Raw genomic sequence first — 21,974 nt, forward strand, 5'->3', positions numbered from 1 at the left:
TTTCTTTATGTACTTCTTCCTTAATAAGGAGGATTATTTTTTAAATGCAAAGATCGATTCCCTAACATTTTTACTAATCCGCAAATAGCTCCAATAACAACGGATATCCCTATACTATATAAAAATACTCTCCCATATCCACCTATTCTGGGATCTAAAAACGGATATGGATACCAATTCACGAATGAACCACGTATTAAGCTATAAATAACATATAAAAGCGGGAAAATTAGCCAACTAGTTGCTTGTTTCCACGTGATTGTCTTCGTAGGTGGATTTATAACCCAATCTAAAATCATCGCTAATGGCATGATGTAATGAAGCACAGTATTTACCCACGGTATCGCTGTTTGAAGTGACTCTTCTAATCCCCTTAATAACAAAAAATAAATAAGTCCTGTTGTCAGTATGTATACTGTAGCTGCGCCGCGAAGAACTCCAAACTGCTCGGAACGTCCGAATGTGGCTGTCCCCAAGCTACTTAATAGTAGAATTACCGCCACTAAAATATTACTTTCGATTGTAAAGAAACTAAAAAAATTAACTGGATTGAACGGTTTCACTTGTGCCCTTTTAACAAATTGTGTAATAAGTGCGCTAAACGCTAGAAGACTTAATAACAGTCTATAAACCGCTATCATTTTTGCACTTCTCATACAACACCCCATTCCTCTTCTTATTTATGATTGGAATTCTCTATTATATGCTCTATAAATAACTTTAATGGTACGAGGCCACGTTTCGGCATGTGACTACTAATAACCGCTACGAGCTCTAACTGCGGAATGATAATAATGTATTGCCCTCCGTATCCCATAGCAAAATACATACAATACGGTATGTGAAATCTTTTGTTATGTAATACCCACCAGTGATATCCATATGCCCCGACATGTTCATACGTTTCAAATAGAGCTGTATTTGATTCTTCTAACCATTTCGATGATACAATTTCATTCCCCTTCCAATATCCATTGTTCAAACATAATTTCCCTAACTTTAATAAGTCTATAGATTTCATTTTCATACCGAATCCGCCAACATATATACCTTGCGGGTCTTGTTGCCACTCATACTCCGTAATGTTTAACGGCTCAAATAAATACTTTTTCGCGAATTGCTCCGTCGACATTCCAGTTGCTTCTTGAATAATGTAACTAAGTAAATGAGAAGAGCCTGAATTATAATTCATTTTCGTACCCATTTCTTCAATGAGCGGCTTTTCTAAAATATATTGCACCCAATTGTCTGATTCCACAAAATCATTTGGGAAAACAACACCATTTCCGAACTCTTGCCAATCTTCTCCTGTTGTCATCGTTAATAAATGATACAGCGTTAATTCCCTCTTATTCTCCGGTACATTTGGAATCCACGTTGTGATTTGTGTATGTATATTATTTATAAATCCTTTATCAATTGCGATACCAATTAATATAGATACGATACTTTTTGTAATCGAATTAATTTTAAATAAGTCATTTGCACAGTCTATCGTTTTATAGTACTCAGTCGTTAATTCCCCTTTTTGATAAACAAGAAATGTATTAACTTTTTTCTTTTCAAATTTATTTTGTAATTGCTCAAAGTTCAAGAAATCTTCCTCCATCTAAATGATTATGTAATATTTGTTGTTCATCTCGTTCTCTCTATTAAATCATATTTGTTTTTAAAACAAAAAAATAAACTTGCCAGCATTTAATAGCTGACAAGTTTATTTTATAATTTCGTTCGAACATTCCAAAGCTCTGGGAAGAAGCATTGATCAAGCACTCGCTTTAAATAAGATACGCCAGAAGAGCCACCTGTTCCCATTTTATGACCAATAATTCGTTCTACCGTTTTCATATGACGGAAACGCCATTGTTGTAGCCAGTCTTCAATATCGATTAATTTCTCTGCAAGCTGATATAAATCCCAATATTTCTGCACGTCCGCATATACTTCTATCCAAGCCGCTTCTACAGTTGCATCCTCTTCGTAAGCCTGCGTAATATCACGGTTTAACACATCTTCATGAATTGGGAATCCTTCTTTAACAAGCGCTTGTATCGCCACATCATACAAACTTGGTGCATGAAGTGCTTTATGAAGACGAGCATGTAATTCTGGGTCCTTTTCATAAATCTTTAATGCATGTGGTGTTTTATAACCAAGTGCATACTCAATCATTCGATATTGATACGATTGAAAACCGGAAGCCTGACCAAGTGAATCACGGAACTCAATATATTCTGATGGCGTTAATGTCGCAAGAATATCCCAAGATTGAATAATTTGCGACTGAATTTTTGATACACGTGCTAACATTTTAAAAGCTGGTGGTAATTTATCTTGTTTAATAGATTCAATTGCTGCATTCAGTTCATGTAAAATTAGTTTCATCCAAAGCTCACTCGCTTGGTGAATAACGATAAATAACATTTCATCATGATGATCTGATAATCTTTGTTGACTAGATAATAAGCTATCTAGCTGTAAATACTCTCCGTAAGTCATATTTTCCTTAAAATCAGTGTGAATCCCTTTTTCCATAATTACCTTTTCGTTTTCTTTCATATTAATCAAACGCCCCTTTTATATATTTCTATTTATATTGGTCTAATAACAGCGCGAACTGGGCTCCCATCTGCATCTGTTAATGCAAGTGGTAAGGCAATAAGTTCGTAATCGCCGTCTGCTACGTGATCGAGTACGACATTTTCTAAAATGTGAATTCCGTGTTTAAATAATTGATGATGTGCTGCTAGTTCTTTATCATCTAAAGGATCAACAGAGGGTACATCTACCCCAATTAAACGAATGCCCTTACTTGATAGAAAATCTGCAATATCAGCACGTAAATACGGGATTTTTTCTGGGAATTCTTGCGCTTTACCATGTGAAGATGTACGTAATAATAATCGCTCTACACCTTCTAATTTAAAACGTTCTAATTCCTTTTTACCGATACTCTCCAGCCCTGACACATCGATAACTCGTGCTGCGCCTACATATACGTGTATATCTAAATCTAACACCTTCTTACCGTCATTATCGAAATGAAATGGTGCATCAATATGAGTACCTGTGTGGATACTCATCGTTAACTTTCCGACATTTACTGAACCACTGTCTTCTTTTGACCATGAAACTTCATACGAGAACGGTGTATCCCCTGGCCACGTCGCGATATCATTATTTAGCGGTTGTGAAATATCAATCCACTGCGATGTTTTCATGCTTATGCCACAACCTCTCGCTTATTTTCAAAGTTTTTATATTCTTCATTTTTCATAATTTTCTTTAAGGTTTGTACAGAGTTCCATACTTCCTCATACGTATTGTATAAAGCAACTGGCGCAAGTCTAACTCCATTTGGAGCTCTAAAGTCTGGAATCACTCCATTTGCTTTTAACGCTTTACATATACGTGCCGCCTCAGCATGTTCTAAATAAATATGTCCGCCTCGTTTTTCATCCTCTAGCGGATTTCCGATTGTAAATCCCATATCATTTAACTCCAATTGAATTAAATCAAGCATATATCTTGTTATATGTAATGACTTTTCACGTAATCTTTCAATACGGGCATCTTTAAAAATTTCAAGAGAACCGATTAATGGTGCAATACTTAATACGTGAGGTGTCCCTATTTGATAGGCTCCAGCATGATCAGCCGCAGTTAATGAATGTTCCATATCAAACTGCTTATCCTTTCTAGAGCTAAACCAACCAGATAATCCTGGAAGTCTATCTAAATGTTTTTTATTCACATATAAACCTGCAACACCACCAGGACCTGCATTTAAATATTTATAATTACACCATACAGCGAAATCTACATCCCATTCGTTAAAATGATGCGGAATAGAACCGATTGAATGACATAAGTCAAAACCGATATGAATACCACGTTTATGAGCTTCAGCTGTTAATCGCTTCATATCGAGAATTTGTCCGCTTCTATATAGTACAGAAGGCAATAAAATTAAAGCGATATCATCTGTCATTGCCTGAATAATATCATCTTCAGAAAGTGTTCTTCCATCTCGACTTTTCACTCGTACTAAATGCTCATCTGGATCTAAGCCTTTTAAACGAATTTGACTTTGAAGCGCATAAATATCTGACGGAAATGTTAATTCATCCGCAAGAATTTTTGTACGTATTCCTTTCGGCTCATAAAACGTCGCAATAACTTGATGTATATTCGCAGTCGTGGAACCGGTTACAATTGTTTCTTCCGGCAAAGCTCCAATAAGAGGTGCTGTCAATTCACCTAATTTCTCCGAAAGGAAAAACCACGGATGCTCACCTTCAGTCCATCCATTAATTCCAAACTCTTTCCATGAATCTAGCAAAGTAAGTAACGATTTCTCTGCTCTTTTTGAAAGCAAACCTAAAGAGTTACCATCTAAATATATTGTTCCTTCTTTTTTATAAAATTCAGTTTGAAAATCTTTCAGTTCATCATGTTTATCACATTCAAGCGCATACTCATAAGTTGGTTGAAATGGTTCTTTATACATGGTGTCACCTTCTTTTAATTTTCTTTTTATTCTAACTAGTTGAAATATATCACTTAAATTGATATAACGTCAATGATATTATGTCAGTTGACTTTATATACGAACTTCTTTTACAATACAATTATATTTTCAGATATTTCAGTATAAAGAGGTGATTCCTTGAAAAACACTACTCTTTCAACAAGAAAACACCGCTCCTTAGAAACGAAAAAGAAACTATTACATTCCGGTTATACTATTTTTATAAAAAACGGATTTCAGAAAACTACAATCACGCAAATTATTAAACATGCAGAAACTGGTTATGGAACAGCATATGTATACTTTAAAAACAAAGATGCTCTCCTCGTCGTTTTGATGGAAGGTGTGATGAATCGCTTTTATGATATTGCTGATCGCTCTTTTTCCCCTCAAACAAAGGCCGAAGCACGAGATATGATTCAGAATCAAGTGCGCGCTTTTTTACAGTTAGCACAAGAAGAAAGAGCTATATTGCAAGTTGTTGAAGAAGCAATAAGAACCTCAAAAGAAATACGTCAAAAATGGGATGAGATTCGCGAACGCTTTGTAACACGGATTATACAAGACATTACTCATTCCCTGGAAAATGAATTAGTACGAACTAAGTTAAATAAAGAGATTGTCGCATGCGGCTGGTTCTCTATGAATGAAATGTTCCTTTGGACAATCGTTCAAAATGATAAAAAAATTGATGTAGAAGAAATAGTGTATACATTGACGGAAATGTATACGACGGGGTTATATAAATAGCACATTATAACCTCAAATAAACCGTTACTAAGTATATTGAGTAACGGTTTATTTAAAATATTTTATTAACGATACAAAAATACAAAATAGCGATGCAAGTAAGAGAATAATCCCCAGATTTTTATTCTCTTTTTCATCTTTCTTAAAATTTTGTACCCCCATACCAGCTAACATAAATCCTAGAAGCAATTGTAGAATAAGCATACTTTGTTTCGAATTATCATTCCAACTATAGATGGAATAGACCATTACAATAATTGCGAGTATGAATGTGGTAATTCTAATCATAAGAACACCCCCTGTTTGATTCTATTGTTTTAACCTACTCACCATTCCAACAATAAACTTATACTCAGCTCTACTTTTTCTTACTTTCTTAAAGCCCTCTCTCGTATCAAAAATAAAACACGTTTTCCACAACCAAATTCGTACATATAAAGACTCAAAATAAATAGGTTTTATAATGCCGCGTTCCTCAAATTCAGTTCCGTCTTTATTTTCAGTTTCTGTTCGAACGAACCACCTATTCCCGATTCCAATTTCAATATACTTCACATGCTCCCCCCCTTCAGGAAATCTTCTTTCTAACTATTCTATTATTTCCCCGGTAAGCGCACATTCCGACAGAACGTGAGCCCACAAAGAAAAAGTAGATTACAAAAATCTACTTTTATAGCCTAATTTTTTGCATTCGTTTATAAAATGTACTGCGTGGCACAGCAAATAATTTTGCAGCTAATGAAACATTTCCGTTTGTCTTTTCTAGCGCTTCAATCATGCTATAACACTGTAGTTTTCCGTGAAAATTCAGCGTATATTTTTCTTTATTTCCATTTTGTAACTCAATTTGTTTTTGATTTCCTATCACCGTCTGTAATAAAATGACATTTGCGTTTCGCATATTTCCCGTCCATTTATATTTTGAAAATTGATCACAAATAACAACTTGTCGATCACTATCAATTACATCTAAAAAGCGGTGAATTACATGTAGTTCGTTTTGATGTATTTGAATGCTACATTCACGTTCAATCGCATGGGCAATTGAAGTTAACATACCTAGCATATACGGATGTGAAAACTCAATCGAACAGGAAAAATAGCATTTTCAACACAATTAGAAAGACGACACAAATATGTTAATAATTTGAATACCTTAATGAATTTCTTTATGTGTTTTTATCAACACTATATTTTGTATAATGGAGCCTACTAAAATACATAACCAAAACCACTTTATCGGATTGTTATTTAAAAAGAATATTGCCACTGCTATTGCGAATAAAATAGTGGATGCTAAACTAATATATAATTTCGTTCTCATCCCCATTTGGCTTCACTCCTCTATCATTTTACAGTACATAGTAACTTTTCATTTTTCATCTCTATTATGTACTCTCGTAAAACATATTCTTTCCCGCCATGTTTATCATACCAATCATGTATTCTTTTAACATGCATTTTATCATTTATAATTTCCGTTTCAATTTCTACATATTCTTCATAACTATCATATTCCCATATTGCAAATACTTCAGTCGTACCATCATTATTATCTTTCATCCAGCGTCCTATTAAACGAGAACCATATTTTAATTAATTAGGTAAATTAGTATCATTGAAATGATCATTAAATATTTCTATGAATTCATTTTTTACTACATAGTACTTCCTTCTGTAAAACATATTTCTTCACCTCTTTTATGAAAAGTATCAGTAAACCTTCCCATTACTACCGTATTATAATACTTACCATCCGACAGTTTTTTATCATTTTTTAGAATACCTTCTACCCCAAAACCTAAATTTTTATAAAGCTGAATGGCTTTCTTATTTGTCTCTAGCACTTGTAATGCTATCTTTTTCACTGCATTTTCATCAGCCCAATTAATAGATTGTTGTAATAGGCACTTACCCATTCCATATCCCCAAAACTCTTTTAAAATACAAACTCCGAATTCTACTTTATGAGATAATCTCGTTAAATCAGATCCTTCACATCTCGAAAATCCAACGACACGGTTATGAACTTCCGCAACTAAAAAGAGATTTCTTGTTTTTTTACTATCCGTTTTTATTATTTCCTGGAATCCCTTCGTATCTATAAATCCCTCTCCAACTTCTCTATCCATATTTTCAGTTTCTCCATCGATCTGAACTCGTATTTTCGATAACTGCTCTGCATCTGTCTCAGCTGCAGAACGAATTGTATAAGTTAATCCATTTATATGAAACTCTTGTCCTTTTATAATCATTTCAAACTCCTTTTAAATGCAGTCTATTGGCGCTATTACAATTTGTTTACCTTGTTTCTCAAATTCTTGAATAATTTCTTTACTAGCCCCTTCATCTGTTATTATAAGGTCAATTTCTTTAAGTGACTCTCCTTTTATAAAGCAGTCTATTCCGAGTTTATTATGAGGAGCTAAACAAATATTTCTTCGAGCGATTTTGCTTACTGTTTTTCCAAAATGAGCAACTTCCGGTGTTGCAGTACTTATACCATGTAATGAAACTCCACCACCTGTAGAAAAATAAAGATCAATAGTAAAACTACTAATCAATTCCGAGGCAAGTGTATCAGTAATATTTCCTGAAGGTTTTACCTTACCACCAATTAAATACACTTCTATGCTTTTATATTCTCGTAACGAACTAGCTATCTCTATAGAATTCGTAATAACTGTAAATGATGTTTCGGGTAAAAATTTTAACATGGCACAATGAATTGAAGCCCCACCAATAAAAACGGAATCTCCTTCTTGTATATAAGAAGCTGCGATTTTTGCAATTGCATCCTCATATTTAGAGCCATTACTATAACGTTTAGATGGCTCTGCGGCTAAGTTCCTCACTCGGGCAAACTCTATTGCACCTCCATGAGTTCTTTTTAAAAAACCATCCTTCTCCATAATAGATAGATCTCTTCTTATAGAATCAATAGACATATCAAATATTTCTGCAAGATCTTTTGCGATTACTCTTCCGTCTTTTTTAAGTAGCTCTAAAATTTTCTCTCTACGCTCTTCAGTGAACATGTTCTCACCATCTTTATTGAAGATTCTGAAATTTAAACTTCATGTTAATTATATGCACGTTTCTTCCGTTTTACAATATTTTCAATTCTTATTTCCCCAGCTTTATGCGAGTTTTTTCTCTCTTTCTATTTCATTAATTTTAATACCAAATACATGCATATTTGCATATTCCACAAAAATACTTCCATTTATTTTCCTGACGATGTAAAATTATTCCTATGTTTTACTTTTTAATACAGAAAGGAATTACTATGAAATCTTTAATTAAAGTAACTTGTACAGCATTAATATTTACAGGAATAATGGCAGGATGTAATAGCAGTGCTACACCAAAACAAGAAAAGAGCTCTCTCGAAAAGAATGCAATGCACTATGGGGAAATATTTAAAAACGGATACTATAGAGCAACAGTTGAAAATGCAAAATTCGAAAAAATAGACAAAGAGTGGCGTCTTACAACTCGTGTTATGATTAATAATGTTCGAGCCGATGGACAAACTATTGATCTTTCAGAGATAAAATATTTCATAAAAGATGAAAAAACTGGTCAAAAATATGAAGGTGAAGTTCATCCAGTAGATGATGAGAAATATAAAAATGTTCCACTCGAATTTTCTTTAACTACTGACGTTGTATTTGAAATGAAAACTTCGCCTAAAGACTTAAATAACATGTATTTGTATATAGATAGTAAAGTTGCTCCATTAACAAATACATATTGGAAGCTTGATAATTTAGTATCAAAATAAAAAACAGTCTTAAATGACTGTTTTTTTGTTATCGAACTTGTAAACTTCAGCAAAAGAAACTCTCTTTATTATAAATTAATATACAAATAACCAAGTTATTTTTTCTCAAGCAAGACATCTTTTGCACAAATCGTTACTTCTTCAAATGGGCAATCAAATAACATACCTAATTCAAATCCATCTTCAGTAAGCTCTATTTCATGGTATAGCCACCAAGCACCTTTAAAACTTTCCGACATAGAACATTTCGTCACTCCTGTAAAAGTTAATTGAAGGTTATCGAAATCACTAAAAGTACCACTGCAATCTAATTTTATAGATAAAATATCTTTTGATTTTCTCTCTACAGTTGAAATTTCACTATCATGTAGTGATGCCTCATGTAACTGAATGACATTTGCCGGAAGCATTTCCTTAACGGAATTAAAATGTTCTAAGTATGATTGATCTAATTGAGCCATTCTTTTCTCATAATCTGCTGTCCACTCTAACAAAAGTTGCTTTAATTCATTAGGTGGATATTCTGAATCAATAGTGTTATTTTGAATGTATGGATGTAGTGTTTCAGGAAGAAAATCCAATAAATCTTCTTTCCTTTCTTCTACTTCGTCTTTCAAACTTTGTATATAATCAGGATCCACTTCTTTCCATTCTTCTATTAATTCTATATAATTTACAAATCCTGAAATTTGCATTTCTTTATACCAATCTTTTGTGAAATATTTCAATGACATCTCTCCTAAAACATTTTAACATCCAAGAAAAACAATATATCCACTTATTATATCATTCCAATAATCATTTTTTCTAAAGAAAAAATGTAAAACTATAAATATTCTGCCTATTATTTCTAAAACTTCAGAATATTTACAAAATTATAAAACTAGATTACATTTTACTAGTACAAGATTTTCCTGTACAAAAATCTAAACAAAAAAAGGGATGGTTATATGTTGAAGAAATTAGTAGCAGGGACATTAGTAGCAGGTTTTGCATTAACTGGAGGATTAGGAGTAGTAAGTGCTGCAGAAAAAGATAATACAATTAAATCATTTGATTATTTAAAAGTTGATGAAAAGAATGTTAATTCATTCACAAAATTAAGCGATCAATCAAAAAAAGACATCCAAATTACTATGGTACTACCTAAGCAAAATGAAAATGGAGATTGGTTAGCTTATGGCTTTACTAGCAGAGAAACATTGAATGCTTTTATTGAAAAGGATAAAAAGGCACTTAAAAATCAAATTAACCCTTTAGGTAGTGGTGCTGGTAGTACCGATTTTTATGAGCATCAAAATAAAGGTGGACAGTATATTTATTGGAGCAGCGGCTTTAAAAACTTACCATCTAGCTGGAACGACAGAATTTCTTCTGTAAGTACAGCATCACCTTCTGCAAGTTATTCAACAACGCTATGGGAACATTCTTCAACTCAAGGATATGGAAAAGGTGTCTCCTTTAGACACTCTGATTGGTATGGTCAAACTGCTAATTTAGCTGCGGATTGGAACGATATTACTTCAGCAATTGAAATCAAATAGTAACAGGGCATTTCAATTGAATAGTTGGAACTACATTTTTATATAGTTTCACACATATTGCTACTTAAATATTATTAGATAGTAGAAAGACCAGTCATTTTAGACTGGTCTTTCTCCCTTCAAGCATGCACAGCATTTCCTACCGCCTACAATAATGCTTCATGAATTGCTTCAGATAAATTAGAGAACCATTACACTATTCACTATCAAAACTCTTCTGTAATTTCCGAATGTAAATAATTTGACCAATATGATACGCATTATGAGTTGTTACATTAGCTAATACTTCCCACCACTTCGCAGATACAGGAAATCCAATTACATCACTTTCAACCTTGTCTTCATTTATGAGATTTTGCCATTGTAACAGTTTCTCTAATAGTTTTTCTCTTAACTCTTCAAATGTTTGATTATCTGATAGCATAAAACTTTTGTTATTATCACCAATAGCGGGCACGGCATTAACATTTGATTCTTTATACCTTGTTTGCCACGTCGAGTTCCAATACAGTAAATGTTGTACAATTTCAGCTATACTATTACTCTCTTCATTCGGCTTCCAGAAAGCCTCTCTCTCAGATAAATCTTTTACTGCATCTGAAAATGGAATATACCAACTAGGATCATTCGCATTTGCTAATAACTGATCTGCTAAAACGTCTTTAACATGGAACACTTTGCTTCCCCCCATTTTAAAAACTTAATTTCATCATCATGAATGCAATACTCACTTTTCTATATACGCTAAGTCTGTGCGATTCCCTCTTTTTATCACCATTCCCATACTTAGGTACTTAAAGAAACTTAAAGCACCTAATCTATAAACCACCTCGAAGAATACAGAAATACTACTAATTGCTATTACTTGTATAAAAACAATATGTAAGATTAATAGATTTTCTCCTTAATACTCGTTATGATAAAAGAAAAAGAAAGCGAGCGACCAATGAATAAAAAAATCGCGGTTATTACAGGGGCATCAAGTGGATTCGGACTATTAACGACACTTGAACTTGCGAAAAAAAACTATTTAGTCATTGCTACAATGCGAAATCTTGAAAAACAAGTAGACTTAATATCTCAAGCTACTAAACTCAACTTACAGCAAAACATAAAAGTTCAACAATTAGATGTAACAGATCAAAGTTCTATACATAACTTTCAATTATTTTTAAAAGACATGAATAGAGTAGACCTTCTCATTAATAATGCAGGATATGCAACTGGGGGCTTTGTAGAAGAAATTCCAGTAGAGGAATACCGTAAACAATTTGAAACGAACCTTTTTGGAGCTATATCAATCACTCAACTTGTCTTACCATATATGAGAAAGCAGAAAAGTGGAAAAATCATTAATATAAGCAGCATTAGCGGCCAAGTCGGATTCCCTGGTTTATCCCCTTATGTATCTTCAAAATATGCATTAGAAGGCTGGAGTGAATCGCTTCGCTTAGAAGTAAAACCTTTCGGAATAGACGTTGCCTTACTTGAACCTGGTTCTTATAACACGAACATATGGGAAGTTGGTAAACAATTAGCTGAAAACCAATCTGATACAACCTCTCCTTACAAAGAATATATGGATAAAATACAAAAGCACATAAACAATGGCAACGATACACTTGGTAATCCGATGGATGTTGCAAATAAAATCGTAGAAATTGCTGAAGCAAGGCGTACTCCATTACGATACCCAATTGGGAAAGGTGTAAAATTTATGATCTTTGCGAAGAAGGTTCTTCCATGGAGATTGTGGGAATTTCTTGTTTTGAGGAGTTTTAGGAAGATGTAAATAAAAAGAGTAGCTATCAAGATAAGTAATGGTAGCTACTCTTTTTGAATTTTTATCATTGTATTTTCCAATATCATTATGTCGATATAGGATCAAAATAAAACAAAATCGAAACCATAAAAATAAATACGAAAAATCCAATAATAGAGAGAATATATTCTTTTGTCTCTCTATTATATTTCCACTCCATCCATATGCGTAATAGGCATGTTGTTCCAAAATAAGTAAGCATAGCAATTCCTATATTAGCATTTTCTGCTTTGAACAGATAAATAAAACTTACTATAAGATATACGATAAAAAGACCTATTTCCAATTTTACATGTAGACTATTCACATGCTTATATCCCCAAAAACCGCTCTTTGACATATTCAACTTTTTTCTTAAAAATTTTTCTATAAAGTATCCAACAATAATTAGTCCTATAGCTATAATCCAAATAGTAGAGTTACCCATTACTTTCCCTCCTATTACTTTATTTATTTTTAGAAATAAAGTGGACTATATTACGGTTATTCCCTTCTAAATAACTTACGATTCCTTGTGCAGTGATGTCCTTTTTCTTTGTTCCACTCAAAAATGTTTTCATTTACAATTGCTAACTCTTGAACATCAACTTTCAAATCGTATTCTTCCATTAACTCTCGAATTATTGCTTCTTGTGCCGTCTCACCAAATTCAATAGAGCCACCTGGAAAACGGTAAAGTGATTCATTCTCGTCACATTGAACAAGCACTTTAGATTGATCTTCATTTACAATCATTGCTTCAGCACGTAATCGAGCACTTTTCATTTCTTCTCTCCCTATAATTGCTCATTATATGATATTGCCATAGTGTCGTAATCAATACGTATTAAATAAGGAAATATAGAATTATCCCCGTTATCATTAGTGATACAGCCCCGCCTAAGGACATCAAAAACTCCCTCGATTCTCTATCGTATTTCCATTCCATATATGATTCGAAACTATATAACGAAATTAAAAACAGAAAAGGTAGAAAGCCCATGTATAGGGGATTTGAAAGAGAAGGACATATAATCATAACCACTATATAAGAAAAAATAATAATTCTGTTTCCCCATTTATGCAGCTTATTTACATATTTATTATTCCATCCTTTTTGTTTCGGTATATTTAGCCTTTTTCTCACTATATTTTCTAAGAAAAATAAGAATATGATCCATAAAACTAATACAATTACTTTCACATGCAATAGAGGGATCGCCTCCTTTACCTTATCGTCTGGATTTTCTCCGGCTGATTACTCGGATACGTAGCATTGCCTTTGTTTTCAACATCCCAACTAATAATTGTCGCACTATCTCGCCCTAACTGATGATGAACATGCTCTAAAACATTGCGAATATTGGCATTAATTTCGTTATTATTTCTATTCATTTCACTATACAGATTTTCAGGGGTTTCATATCGGCGGTCCCCACATTCTAATACCCCATCTGTCACCATTACAATTCGATTCTTTCCAGTACGTAATTCACGAATTCCTGATGAATAGCAAGGTACAGGTAAATTAAATGTATTTACATTACCAATCCATTCGTAAAAGTGGCGTTGATTCAATGCATATTGTCCTAATTTATGTAACTCTTCATGAAATACATAAACTAGGCAATCGCCAATAGATAGCCACCATATGTAATTTTCTTTTCTTACGCATATTAAGCAAGCAGTTTCACCTTTTATTTTTTCGCACTTTTCTTTAAATGAGAGGGATTGAAAAATCGTAAGTATATAATTTTCAACAGATCGAAATACGGTTTCAATTGATTCTTTCATAATCACTTTTATATTTTCATATTCTTTTTGGATTGTATTTACTACTAAATCAACGCTTTCTGCACTATGATGTCCGTCTAATATAACGGTGAATTCCCAATCACCATTCGACCAAACTAATGCACCGTCTTCATTCTTTTTTGCTCCGGCACTTATATTCCCGCCGTATTTACCAAGTAAGATATCACCATATTGCTTTACTGAAACTTCGTCTAAACACATTTCCCTACTTCCAACCCATGAATATTGTGTATTATTTGTTGTATGCATACTCATTTACCATATACTTTCGTATTCTTTCGCATAGTTTTTTAATTTTCTCTGAATCTCCATGTGGTGCACCAGTCCAATTTGCTACTTCAGTCGGTGACCAAAACTCTTTTGGTGTATTTGGATAACGCGGTATAATGTGCATATGCATATGTGGTACACCATTTCCTGAAACGAAAGTATAAATATGTTCTGCACCTTCGCATTCTTTTAGCGCTTTACTTACTCTACTTGTTATCAGCCCGAATGCTTTTGCCTCATTTTCAGTTAATTCAGCGAGACCAGGTACATGTCTTTTTATATCAATCATTACATAACCAAGATATGTTTCTTCTTTATCCCAATGGACATGCCCAACGTATATGAGAGCATCTTCATAAATAGCACCACCTGGAACTATAATGTTTCCTTTATGTTTTTCGCAAATAAAGCAGTTTTGTTCTGCTTGCTTGTTTATTGGCATATCCATCACCATCCTTTTCATATATAATATCATAAAAAAAAGGAAAAATAGGTTTTATATTCCGAAAATTCAATCTCTTAAACCCGCATTTTTTCTATTAAATTTATATGATACGATTTAAACAAATTTCATTTTAAAAGTTTACAACTCATTATTTCTTCAAAAGCGTAATCCCCATTCCAACTGCAATCCCAATCGCTATTCCGATTGCTATATTATCAGTAAATACACCAGGAATTACACCAATTACAACACCTATAGCGACACCAATTGTCATAGCATCATTTCTTTTTTTATTTTTAGACAAAATTGCATCTCCCCCATCATTTCTCTCTATATAATATCTATTTACATAAACGTGGTAATATTCTAATATATTTGCTATTCCACTTGAATATTTCCAAAAAATGTACTTTAAACTTTAAATATATTACTTTTCCATCCTCCGTACATACTCCTCTTATTATGAAAAAATTTTCAAGTAACCATTAAATATACATAGGCATTTACTATAAGAAAGACCAGTAATTCATTTAAGGAGGAACAATTCATATGCATCCTCATTGGAACCCAAATTTAAATCATCAATATGTTTACTCGCCCCATACTGCAAGGAATACACTGCATTATGATTCGCAATACATGATGCAGCGCATCGCAAGTCTTGAAAGTCAATTAGCTAAATTAATCTCTTTAATCGAAGAAAATAATCATTTAATTAAATCAATGGAACAACAGCAAAACCAAGTTTGTGCACCAGCTGGAGGTTCTGTTATTGTTCGGATGTAATTCGAATTCAAAAAAACACACTTTGTTGTATAAAGTGTGTTTTTTGAATTATTTTCTTTTTGTATGAAACCCTTGCGTAATTCGGTCTAATATAATCGCAATCACGACGATAGCTAGTCCAGCTTCAAATCCCATTCCGATGTTTACTTGTGTTACAGAGCGATATACATCGACGCCAAGTCCTGGCGCTCCTACAAGTGAAGCTGTTACAACCATTGATAACGAAAGCATAATACTTTGATTCACTCCAGCCATGATCGTTCCGGTTGCGAGTGGTAATTGTACTTTAAATAATTTTTGTGATGCGGTAGAGCCAAACGCATTCGCAGCTTCAATTAAATCTTCTGGAACTTGTCTAATTCCTAAGTCTGTAAATCTGATTGTCGGTGGCATAGCAAAAATAACGGAAGCGATAATGCCCGGTACGACGCCTACTCCAAAAAATGTAATCGCGGGAATGAGATACACGAATGCGGGCATTGTTTGCATAAAATCTAATGTCGGTTTTAAAAATTTTGAGAAACGTTCATTTTGCGAAGCTAAAATTCCAATTGGGATTCCGATAATAATTGAAATAATAACGGAAGTAAGTACGAGCGCTAATGTTTGCATCGTTTGTGCCCAGTAGTTAATATTTAAAATAAATAATAATCCAATGAGTGTAAAAATGACTAAAGATAATTTTCTCGTTGTGTACCAAATAAGGAAACATAGGATAATAATCATCAATATGGCTGGTATTATTGTTAAAAAATTAGTGAGTAAATCAACGAATCCGCCGATAATATAGGAGAATCCTCGGAACAGTCCTTCAAAGTGCTCATATAAACTTGCAACAAATGAATCGACCCATTCCCCTAATGGAATACGCGGTATACTATTCATCGTCTTTCACCTCTTCCTCAATGTTTCCTGCAAGAGCCTGAATGACACTTTCACGTTTAATAATTCCTCTTAGCCTTTTCTTCTCATCAATTACGGGTAACGGATATTTCATCTCCGCCATTTTTGCATACGTTTCTTCAAGTAAAGTATCTAAATACACATGCGGAATATCGTTAAGTAATAAATCAGCAATCGGCCACTGTTTTTGTACTGCTTTACTTGCATCATCCGCAGTTAATATACCTAAAAACTCATACTTTTTGTTTACAACATATACGGTAGAAACACCTGCATTCCTCATAATTTGAAGTGCTACACGTGGTCCACGATCAATTAATAAAGTCTCCGGTCGTTTTAATATAGATTCCGCCGTAATTACTTTTCCTAAATTCACGTCCGCCACGAATTTCTCTACAAATTCATTGGCAGGACTCATCATAATTTCTTCCGGCGTTCCAATTTGAACGATTTCTCCATCTTTCATTAATGCGATACGATCTCCAATACGAAGCGCTTCATCTAAATCGTGTGTAATAAATATAATTGTTTTTTCCATTTTATCTTGTAACTCTAACAATTCATCTTGCATTTCTTTTCGAATTAGTGGATCTAATGCACTAAATGACTCGTCCATTAGTAATACATCTGGATTATTCGTTAGTGCCCTTGCGATTCCAACACGCTGCTGCATACCACCACTAAGTTGACTTGGGTAATTATCTTTATGATGATCTAGCCCTACTAACTGTAGTGATTCTAACGCCTTATTTTCTCTTTCCTCTACTGGAACTCCTTGAATTTCTAACCCGTACGCAACGTTTTGTATCACTGTACGGTGCGGAAATAAAGCGAACTTTTGAAACACCATGCTCATCTTCGTTCTTCTTACTCTTCGCAACTCTTCTTTTCCCATCGTTGCGATATCTTCACCATCTATGTATATATGCCCCGCTGTCGGTTTAATTAATTGATTTAGCATTCGAACCAATGTAGATTTCCCACTACCAGATAAACCCATAATAACGAAAATTTCTCCAGTGTATACTTCAAACGTTGCCTTTTTCACACCAACGTTCATTCCTGTCTCCTTTAAAATTTCGGATTTGCTTTTTCCTTCTTTTAATAAGGTAAGCGCTCGTTGCGGATGTTTCCCAAATACTTTTGTTACATTTTCAACACGTACCTTTGTATTATCCATGTCACTACTCCTTTTCTGCCCATCTATTTACATAGTGTTGCGATTTTGCAAAGAAATATTACATAAAAATGACATTCATAAGCTTTCTTTAAAATTCTCGTTTCCGTTCATAATAAGAATGCTTACTTATACATTTATTTAAAAAGGCAAACGTTTCTTAGGAGGGTTTCGATGAAAAAGAAAATATGGCTTATATGCCTTGCATTATTTATTACTATGATTTTCACTTCATGTAATGCAACAAATGCAAATTCGAAAGGGAAAATTAAAATAGGTGTAACAAGTTGGAAAGAAAATATCGCAACCGCAAACATGTGGAAAGTTTTATTAGAAGAAAAAGGCTACAAAGTTGAACTCATGTATTTAGAAAAAGCTGCGATATGGACTGGCGTCGCACGTGGTGATGTTGATGCAAATCTAGAAGTATGGCTTCCTGTTACGGATAAACCATTAAATGCTCGGTATAAAGATGACATTGTCTTAAAATCAAAATGGTATGAAGGTACTGGACTTGGTTTAGTCGTCCCTTCTTATGTGAAAAACGTTAACAGTATTGAAGATTTAAATGCACATAAAGATGAGCTAGATAATAAAATTGTTGGGATTGAACCTGGTAGTAGCCTTATGAATTTAACGAATAAAGCAATGAAGGAATATGATATAAAACTAAAACTTGTCCAATCTTCAGAAGCTGCGATGATGAGCGAACTAAAGAAGGCATATACGAAAAAGAAACCAATCGCTGTTACGCTTTGGAATCCTCATTGGGGCTTTTCAGAATTTGACTTAAAATATTTAAAAGACCCTAAGAAAGTATATGGTGAAAAAGATGACATTTATTACTCCGTTCGTAAAGGTTTCGAAAAAGATCATCCTGCTATTGTAAAATACTTTGATCAATGGAAAATGAACGATGAACAACTAGGTACTTTAATGGTCATGCTAAATAAAACGAAAGATCCGGAAGAAGCCGCACGAAAATGGATTAAAAAAAATCAAGCTGTAGTTGATGAATGGGTAAAAGAATGACAAAAACAGGCTAGGGAAATTATCATATTCTCTAGCCTGTTTTATGTTATTTTTTCTCAATAACTGCATCGACAATTCCATATTCCTTCGCTTCTTCTGCCGTCATAAAATAATCTCTTTCTGTATCATGTGCTACTTTTTCAACTGGTTGCCCTGTTCGCTCTGCGATAATTTTATTAATATCGTGTTTTAACTTTAATATTCTTTTTGCTGTAATTTCAATCTCCGTCGCTTGCCCTTTTACACCGCCGAGCGGTTGATGAATCATGATTTCACTGTTAGGGAGCGCAAATCTTTTTCCCTTTGCGCCAGCTAATAGTAAAAGCGCACCAAATGATGCCGCAAAGCCCATACAAAGTGTTTGCACATCTGGTTTAATAAGGTTCATCGTATCCAATATTGCAAATCCCGCTGTCGTTGAACCGCCCGGACTATTGATATACAGGAATATATCTTTTTCTGCATCTTCCGCTTCTAAAAATAATAATTGTGCTACTACACTGCTTGCAACTTGATCGTTAATTTCTGAACCAATCATAATAATTCGGTCTTTTAATAATCTTGAATATATATCATAGGAGCGTTCTCCTAATTTCGTTTGTTCTACTACGTAAGGAATTGCATTCATATTAAATCCCTCCATCTATTTTATGCCGCACTAAGCATACAACTGTAAGAAGAAGGTTTTTTCATACTGAAGAATAACACCGGTTGTATTGATGGTAACTTAGTGAAATCTATTGTTGGGAGAAGTTTCGTCAACAATTCAGGTCTTTCTTCACGAATAGAAGTTACAACGATTTCAACATCATCCGTGTACTCCACTATTTCAATCCCTTCTTCACTTACCGTTTTCAGCCTATTTCTACTCCTAAATAACGATGCTTTCACTGCACCTTCTGATACCGAACATACTTTAGCAATATCCGCGATACTATATTGAAAAACATCCTTTAATAATAAAATTACGGATTGTTGCACATTTAACGAAGATAATACTTTCCCTACCATTTCATGCAAATCTGCAATTTTTTCATGTGGTTCTTCAAATGTATTTTGCTGTTCTAACTTTTCTTGAACGGATTTTGATTTCATTTGATCTAACCATTGATTTCGAGCAATTTTATACAGAAGCGTTATACAAATTTTCTTCTCACTATACTTTTGAAGAACTTTGCAAATTGCTTCTTGGGCAAGGTCTTCCCCATCCCATTTATTCTTCGTCAAAAACGTACAGTACCTTTTTACCTCTGCATAATGTTCAATTAATAAATTTATATTTGAATGATTCATATCGATATGATCCTTTAAAACCTGAGTTACTTTTGTGCACAAAATAACCACTCCTTTTCAGCGCTTACTTATTAAACGATTGAACAAATAAAAAAGTTACGGGGCTTATAATAAATTTTATGTTTATGTTCATGAATACGGGTCATAAATATGTTATATAGCATTTTACATGAGGAGGAATCAATTTGCCAAAATTAACAGTTGAAGGTACCGGAACTTTTGATGTTGAGGAAGGAACGAAATTAGTATTAGCACTTAAAGATAACGGTGTACACATTCTTCATCGTTGCGGTGGCAAAGCAAGATGTACAACTTGCCGAGTTGAAGTCATTGCAGGTGATTTTTGTGAGGCTACAAATGATGAAAAACAAGCTATTACGGAAAAAGGAATTGAAGACCACTTACGATTATCGTGCCAAATGCGTGTACATAAAGATATTACTGTTCGCCCTATACTTACAGTTGAAAATTCCGGTTTAGATGCTGGACCACGTCCGGCGGAGTAAAATGATGAATTTAAAACAGCTAGCCGGTGAATATGCTGCTGGCTTTGTAAAAGATGGTATGACGATTGGACTTGGTACGGGTTCAACTGTATATTGGACAATACAAAAACTAGGTCACCGTGTACAAGAAGGGTTATCTATTCAAGCTGTACCGACATCAAAAGAAACTGAAGCATTAGCAAAACAACTATCTATTCCGTTAATCTCTTTAAATGAAACCGGCATACTCGATCTTACAATCGATGGTGCAGATGAAATCAATAATGATTTACAATTAATAAAAGGTGGCGGTGGTGCATTACTTCGCGAAAAAATTGTTGCCACCTCCTCTAAAGAACTTATTATTATTGCAGATGAATCCAAACTCGTTGCACACTTAGGTGCCTTTCCACTTCCTATTGAAATCATCCCCTTCTCTTGGAAGCAAACTGAAAAGAGAGTTCAATCTTTAGGATACGAAACACGTTTACGTATGAAAGATGGCGGACCATTTATAACTGATAACGGCAATTTAATTATTGATTGTATTTTTCCAAACAAAATATTGAATCCAAATGACACACATACAGGGTTAAAGATGATTACCGGTGTAGTTGAAACAGGATTATTTATCAATATGACGAACAAAGCGATCATCGGAACAAAAAACGGGCTAAAAGAATATTAACCATTTTAAAGGCTGACTTTTGCAAGTCAGTTTTTTATTTTTCATAGTATAACATTACATTATGATATACTATGAAAACACATTCATGTCACACTAGAAAGGGCTGAACAATTTGCAATCCAAACTCATAACAGAACTTACTGATTTAGAAACTGCCTTTTACATTCGAAAAGAAGTATTCGTAAAAGAGCAAGGTGTCCCTCTTGAGGATGAATTCGATACATATGACCAAATTGGCGAGACATGCAAACATATATTAGTTTATTATAATGAACTTCCTGTAGGAACTAGCCGTATACGATTCATTGACGGAATGGGTAAACTAGAACGAATTTGTATTTTAAAAGACTATCGCAAATACGGATTAGGAAAAGTAATAATCCAGGCACTAGAAGAGATTGCTCGTAACAAAGAAGCAAATAAAGTGAAACTACACGGTCAAACACAAGCTGAAGGATTTTATGAAAAATTAGGCTATCAAACTTCTTCTGATGTATTTATGGAAGATGGAATTCCGCACGTTCTTATGACGAAAGTATTAGCGTAATAAAGTGAAACTTTAATCAGCGGGGGTTTTACGGGCAGTTGATCTCCGCTTTAACAGCCGATTTTTAAAGTTGGAGTCTTACTGCCCGCAAATAGCGGGATAAAAAGGGTATTATATGAA

General features: G+C 33.8%; 31 protein-coding genes and 2 pseudogenes. 9 read left to right on the forward strand and 24 right to left on the reverse strand.

What is annotated here, in order from left to right; genetic code table 11:
- Positions 1-20 precede the first annotated feature (20 nt).
- The 5 genes from EXW56_RS13030 to kynU all read right to left on the reverse strand — a co-directional run bounded on the left by EXW56_RS13030 (position 21) and on the right by kynU (position 4,510).
- The gene (locus EXW56_RS13030) at positions 21-656 is read right to left on the reverse strand and encodes a Pr6Pr family membrane protein (RefSeq protein WP_215596607.1); all 636 of its coding nucleotides are present in this window, start codon (positions 654-656) and stop codon (positions 21-23) included.
- A 20-nt stretch (positions 657-676) separates the two neighbouring features.
- Positions 677-1,594, reverse strand: a complete 918-nt coding sequence (locus tag EXW56_RS13035) for a serine hydrolase domain-containing protein (protein WP_215596608.1) — start codon at positions 1,592-1,594, stop codon at positions 677-679.
- Positions 1,595-1,719: 125 nt separating this feature from the next.
- A complete protein-coding gene (gene kynA, locus EXW56_RS13040) occupies positions 1,720-2,559 on the reverse strand; it encodes a tryptophan 2,3-dioxygenase (protein WP_215596609.1) in 840 nt (279 codons plus the stop codon).
- 32 nt (positions 2,560-2,591) lie between these two features.
- Positions 2,592-3,221 (reverse strand): arylformamidase, encoded by a 630-nt coding sequence (gene kynB, locus EXW56_RS13045; RefSeq protein ID WP_002161539.1) that lies wholly within the window; start codon positions 3,219-3,221, stop codon positions 2,592-2,594.
- A 2-nt stretch (positions 3,222-3,223) separates the two neighbouring features.
- Positions 3,224-4,510, reverse strand: coding sequence for a kynureninase (gene kynU / locus EXW56_RS13050; protein ID WP_215596610.1), 1,287 nt, complete (start codon positions 4,508-4,510; stop codon positions 3,224-3,226).
- A gap of 159 nt (positions 4,511-4,669) precedes the next feature.
- Between kynU and EXW56_RS13055 the strand changes: the two genes are divergently transcribed.
- Entirely contained in the window at positions 4,670-5,281 is a 612-nt protein-coding gene (locus EXW56_RS13055; RefSeq protein ID WP_002110252.1) for a TetR/AcrR family transcriptional regulator, read from the forward strand.
- A 48-nt stretch (positions 5,282-5,329) separates the two neighbouring features.
- Here EXW56_RS13055 and EXW56_RS13060 read toward each other — a convergent pair whose 3' ends face one another.
- From EXW56_RS13060 to EXW56_RS13090, 7 genes and pseudogenes are all read right to left on the reverse strand, one after another.
- Positions 5,330-5,569, reverse strand: coding sequence for a YczI family protein (locus EXW56_RS13060; RefSeq protein ID WP_215596611.1), 240 nt, complete (start codon positions 5,567-5,569; stop codon positions 5,330-5,332).
- A 21-nt stretch (positions 5,570-5,590) separates the two neighbouring features.
- Positions 5,591-5,836, reverse strand: coding sequence for a DUF3977 family protein (locus tag EXW56_RS13065; RefSeq protein ID WP_002110254.1), 246 nt, complete (start codon positions 5,834-5,836; stop codon positions 5,591-5,593).
- A gap of 115 nt (positions 5,837-5,951) precedes the next feature.
- The gene (locus tag EXW56_RS28100; protein WP_433860949.1) at positions 5,952-6,182 is read right to left on the reverse strand and encodes a helix-turn-helix domain-containing protein; all 231 of its coding nucleotides are present in this window, start codon (positions 6,180-6,182) and stop codon (positions 5,952-5,954) included.
- 255 nt (positions 6,183-6,437) lie between these two features.
- Complete coding sequence (locus tag EXW56_RS13075; protein WP_215596613.1) at positions 6,438-6,611, reverse strand: hypothetical protein; 174 nt, start codon at positions 6,609-6,611, stop codon at positions 6,438-6,440.
- A gap of 17 nt (positions 6,612-6,628) precedes the next feature.
- Positions 6,629-6,967: pseudogene (locus EXW56_RS13080) on the reverse strand (NIPSNAP family protein).
- Complete coding sequence (locus EXW56_RS13085) at positions 6,940-7,536, reverse strand: GNAT family N-acetyltransferase (RefSeq protein WP_215596614.1); 597 nt, start codon at positions 7,534-7,536, stop codon at positions 6,940-6,942. The pseudogene EXW56_RS13080 and the gene EXW56_RS13085 overlap by 28 nt, the downstream one beginning before the upstream one ends.
- 12 nt (positions 7,537-7,548) lie before the next feature.
- Positions 7,549-8,319: a DeoR/GlpR family DNA-binding transcription regulator gene (locus tag EXW56_RS13090; protein ID WP_215596615.1), complete on the reverse strand. Its 771-nt coding sequence runs from the start codon at positions 8,317-8,319 to the stop codon at positions 7,549-7,551.
- Between the two features lie 251 nt (positions 8,320-8,570).
- Between EXW56_RS13090 and EXW56_RS13095 the strand changes: the two genes are divergently transcribed.
- Positions 8,571-9,068 (forward strand): hypothetical protein, encoded by a 498-nt coding sequence (locus EXW56_RS13095; RefSeq protein WP_002200270.1) that lies wholly within the window; start codon positions 8,571-8,573, stop codon positions 9,066-9,068.
- Positions 9,069-9,163: 95 nt separating this feature from the next.
- On the opposite strand, the gene EXW56_RS13100 is transcribed toward EXW56_RS13095, so the two are convergent.
- Positions 9,164-9,796, reverse strand: a complete 633-nt coding sequence (locus tag EXW56_RS13100; protein WP_215596616.1) for a DUF4085 family protein — start codon at positions 9,794-9,796, stop codon at positions 9,164-9,166.
- A gap of 222 nt (positions 9,797-10,018) precedes the next feature.
- Between EXW56_RS13100 and EXW56_RS13105 the strand changes: the two genes are divergently transcribed.
- Positions 10,019-10,612: a hypothetical protein gene (locus EXW56_RS13105; RefSeq protein WP_000914462.1), complete on the forward strand. Its 594-nt coding sequence runs from the start codon at positions 10,019-10,021 to the stop codon at positions 10,610-10,612.
- Positions 10,613-10,808: 196 nt separating this feature from the next.
- On the opposite strand, the gene EXW56_RS13110 is transcribed toward EXW56_RS13105, so the two are convergent.
- Entirely contained in the window at positions 10,809-11,288 is a 480-nt protein-coding gene (locus EXW56_RS13110; RefSeq protein ID WP_002110268.1) for a DinB family protein, read from the reverse strand.
- Between the two features lie 270 nt (positions 11,289-11,558).
- Between EXW56_RS13110 and EXW56_RS13115 the strand changes: the two genes are divergently transcribed.
- Entirely contained in the window at positions 11,559-12,404 is an 846-nt protein-coding gene (locus tag EXW56_RS13115) for an oxidoreductase (RefSeq protein ID WP_215596617.1), read from the forward strand.
- Positions 12,405-12,480: 76 nt separating this feature from the next.
- Here the strand turns inward: EXW56_RS13115 and EXW56_RS13120 are convergent, their stop codons facing one another.
- From EXW56_RS13120 to EXW56_RS13145, 6 genes and pseudogenes are all read right to left on the reverse strand, one after another.
- Entirely contained in the window at positions 12,481-12,861 is a 381-nt protein-coding gene (locus tag EXW56_RS13120; RefSeq protein ID WP_215596618.1) for a DUF4181 domain-containing protein, read from the reverse strand.
- 19 nt (positions 12,862-12,880) lie between these two features.
- Positions 12,881-13,199 (reverse strand): annotated as a pseudogene (locus EXW56_RS13125) (NUDIX domain-containing protein).
- Between the two features lie 61 nt (positions 13,200-13,260).
- Complete coding sequence (locus EXW56_RS13130) at positions 13,261-13,623, reverse strand: DUF4181 domain-containing protein (RefSeq protein ID WP_215596620.1); 363 nt, start codon at positions 13,621-13,623, stop codon at positions 13,261-13,263.
- Positions 13,624-13,640: 17 nt separating this feature from the next.
- Positions 13,641-14,477 (reverse strand): PP2C family serine/threonine-protein phosphatase, encoded by an 837-nt coding sequence (locus EXW56_RS13135; protein WP_215596621.1) that lies wholly within the window; start codon positions 14,475-14,477, stop codon positions 13,641-13,643.
- Positions 14,461-14,952 carry an HIT family protein gene (locus tag EXW56_RS13140; protein WP_070170223.1) on the reverse strand — a complete coding sequence of 164 codons (492 nt, stop codon included), beginning with the start codon at positions 14,950-14,952 and terminating at the stop codon, positions 14,461-14,463. Before EXW56_RS13140 ends, EXW56_RS13135 begins: the two co-directional genes overlap by 17 nt.
- A gap of 139 nt (positions 14,953-15,091) precedes the next feature.
- Complete coding sequence (locus EXW56_RS13145) at positions 15,092-15,217, reverse strand: glycine zipper domain-containing protein (protein WP_016091519.1); 126 nt, start codon at positions 15,215-15,217, stop codon at positions 15,092-15,094.
- A 275-nt stretch (positions 15,218-15,492) separates the two neighbouring features.
- Here EXW56_RS13145 and EXW56_RS13150 point away from each other — a divergent pair, with 275 nt between their 5' ends.
- Positions 15,493-15,729, forward strand: coding sequence for a hypothetical protein (locus tag EXW56_RS13150; protein ID WP_098776168.1), 237 nt, complete (start codon positions 15,493-15,495; stop codon positions 15,727-15,729).
- A gap of 48 nt (positions 15,730-15,777) precedes the next feature.
- On the opposite strand, the gene EXW56_RS13155 is transcribed toward EXW56_RS13150, so the two are convergent.
- On the reverse strand, positions 15,778-16,614 hold the full coding sequence (locus EXW56_RS13155; RefSeq protein ID WP_086423198.1) for an ABC transporter permease: 837 nt from the start codon (positions 16,612-16,614) through the stop codon (positions 15,778-15,780).
- Entirely contained in the window at positions 16,607-17,812 is a 1,206-nt protein-coding gene (locus tag EXW56_RS13160; RefSeq protein WP_000370622.1) for a quaternary amine ABC transporter ATP-binding protein, read from the reverse strand. Before EXW56_RS13160 ends, EXW56_RS13155 begins: the two co-directional genes overlap by 8 nt.
- A gap of 171 nt (positions 17,813-17,983) precedes the next feature.
- Here EXW56_RS13160 and EXW56_RS13165 point away from each other — a divergent pair, with 171 nt between their 5' ends.
- Positions 17,984-18,841, forward strand: coding sequence for a glycine betaine ABC transporter substrate-binding protein (locus EXW56_RS13165; protein WP_215556935.1), 858 nt, complete (start codon positions 17,984-17,986; stop codon positions 18,839-18,841).
- 46 nt (positions 18,842-18,887) lie between these two features.
- On the opposite strand, the gene clpP is transcribed toward EXW56_RS13165, so the two are convergent.
- Together clpP and EXW56_RS13175 are read right to left on the reverse strand one after the other, a co-directional pair.
- On the reverse strand, positions 18,888-19,469 hold the full coding sequence (gene clpP, locus EXW56_RS13170) for an ATP-dependent Clp endopeptidase proteolytic subunit ClpP (RefSeq protein ID WP_070128426.1): 582 nt from the start codon (positions 19,467-19,469) through the stop codon (positions 18,888-18,890).
- 20 nt (positions 19,470-19,489) lie between these two features.
- Complete coding sequence (locus EXW56_RS13175; protein ID WP_002161519.1) at positions 19,490-20,176, reverse strand: RNA polymerase subunit sigma-70; 687 nt, start codon at positions 20,174-20,176, stop codon at positions 19,490-19,492.
- Between the two features lie 143 nt (positions 20,177-20,319).
- On the opposite strand from EXW56_RS13175, the gene EXW56_RS13180 reads away from it, so the two are divergent.
- The 3 genes from EXW56_RS13180 to EXW56_RS13190 all read left to right on the forward strand — a co-directional run bounded on the left by EXW56_RS13180 (position 20,320) and on the right by EXW56_RS13190 (position 21,854).
- The gene (locus EXW56_RS13180; protein ID WP_215556936.1) at positions 20,320-20,640 is read left to right on the forward strand and encodes a 2Fe-2S iron-sulfur cluster-binding protein; all 321 of its coding nucleotides are present in this window, start codon (positions 20,320-20,322) and stop codon (positions 20,638-20,640) included.
- A 4-nt stretch (positions 20,641-20,644) separates the two neighbouring features.
- The gene (rpiA, locus tag EXW56_RS13185; protein WP_215556937.1) at positions 20,645-21,307 is read left to right on the forward strand and encodes a ribose 5-phosphate isomerase A; all 663 of its coding nucleotides are present in this window, start codon (positions 20,645-20,647) and stop codon (positions 21,305-21,307) included.
- Positions 21,308-21,419: 112 nt separating this feature from the next.
- Complete coding sequence (locus EXW56_RS13190) at positions 21,420-21,854, forward strand: GNAT family N-acetyltransferase (RefSeq protein WP_215596622.1); 435 nt, start codon at positions 21,420-21,422, stop codon at positions 21,852-21,854.
- Positions 21,855-21,974 lie beyond the last annotated feature (120 nt).

This window comes from Bacillus mycoides (assembly GCF_018742245.1).
Classification (GTDB): domain Bacteria; phylum Bacillota; class Bacilli; order Bacillales; family Bacillaceae_G; genus Bacillus_A; species Bacillus_A cereus_U.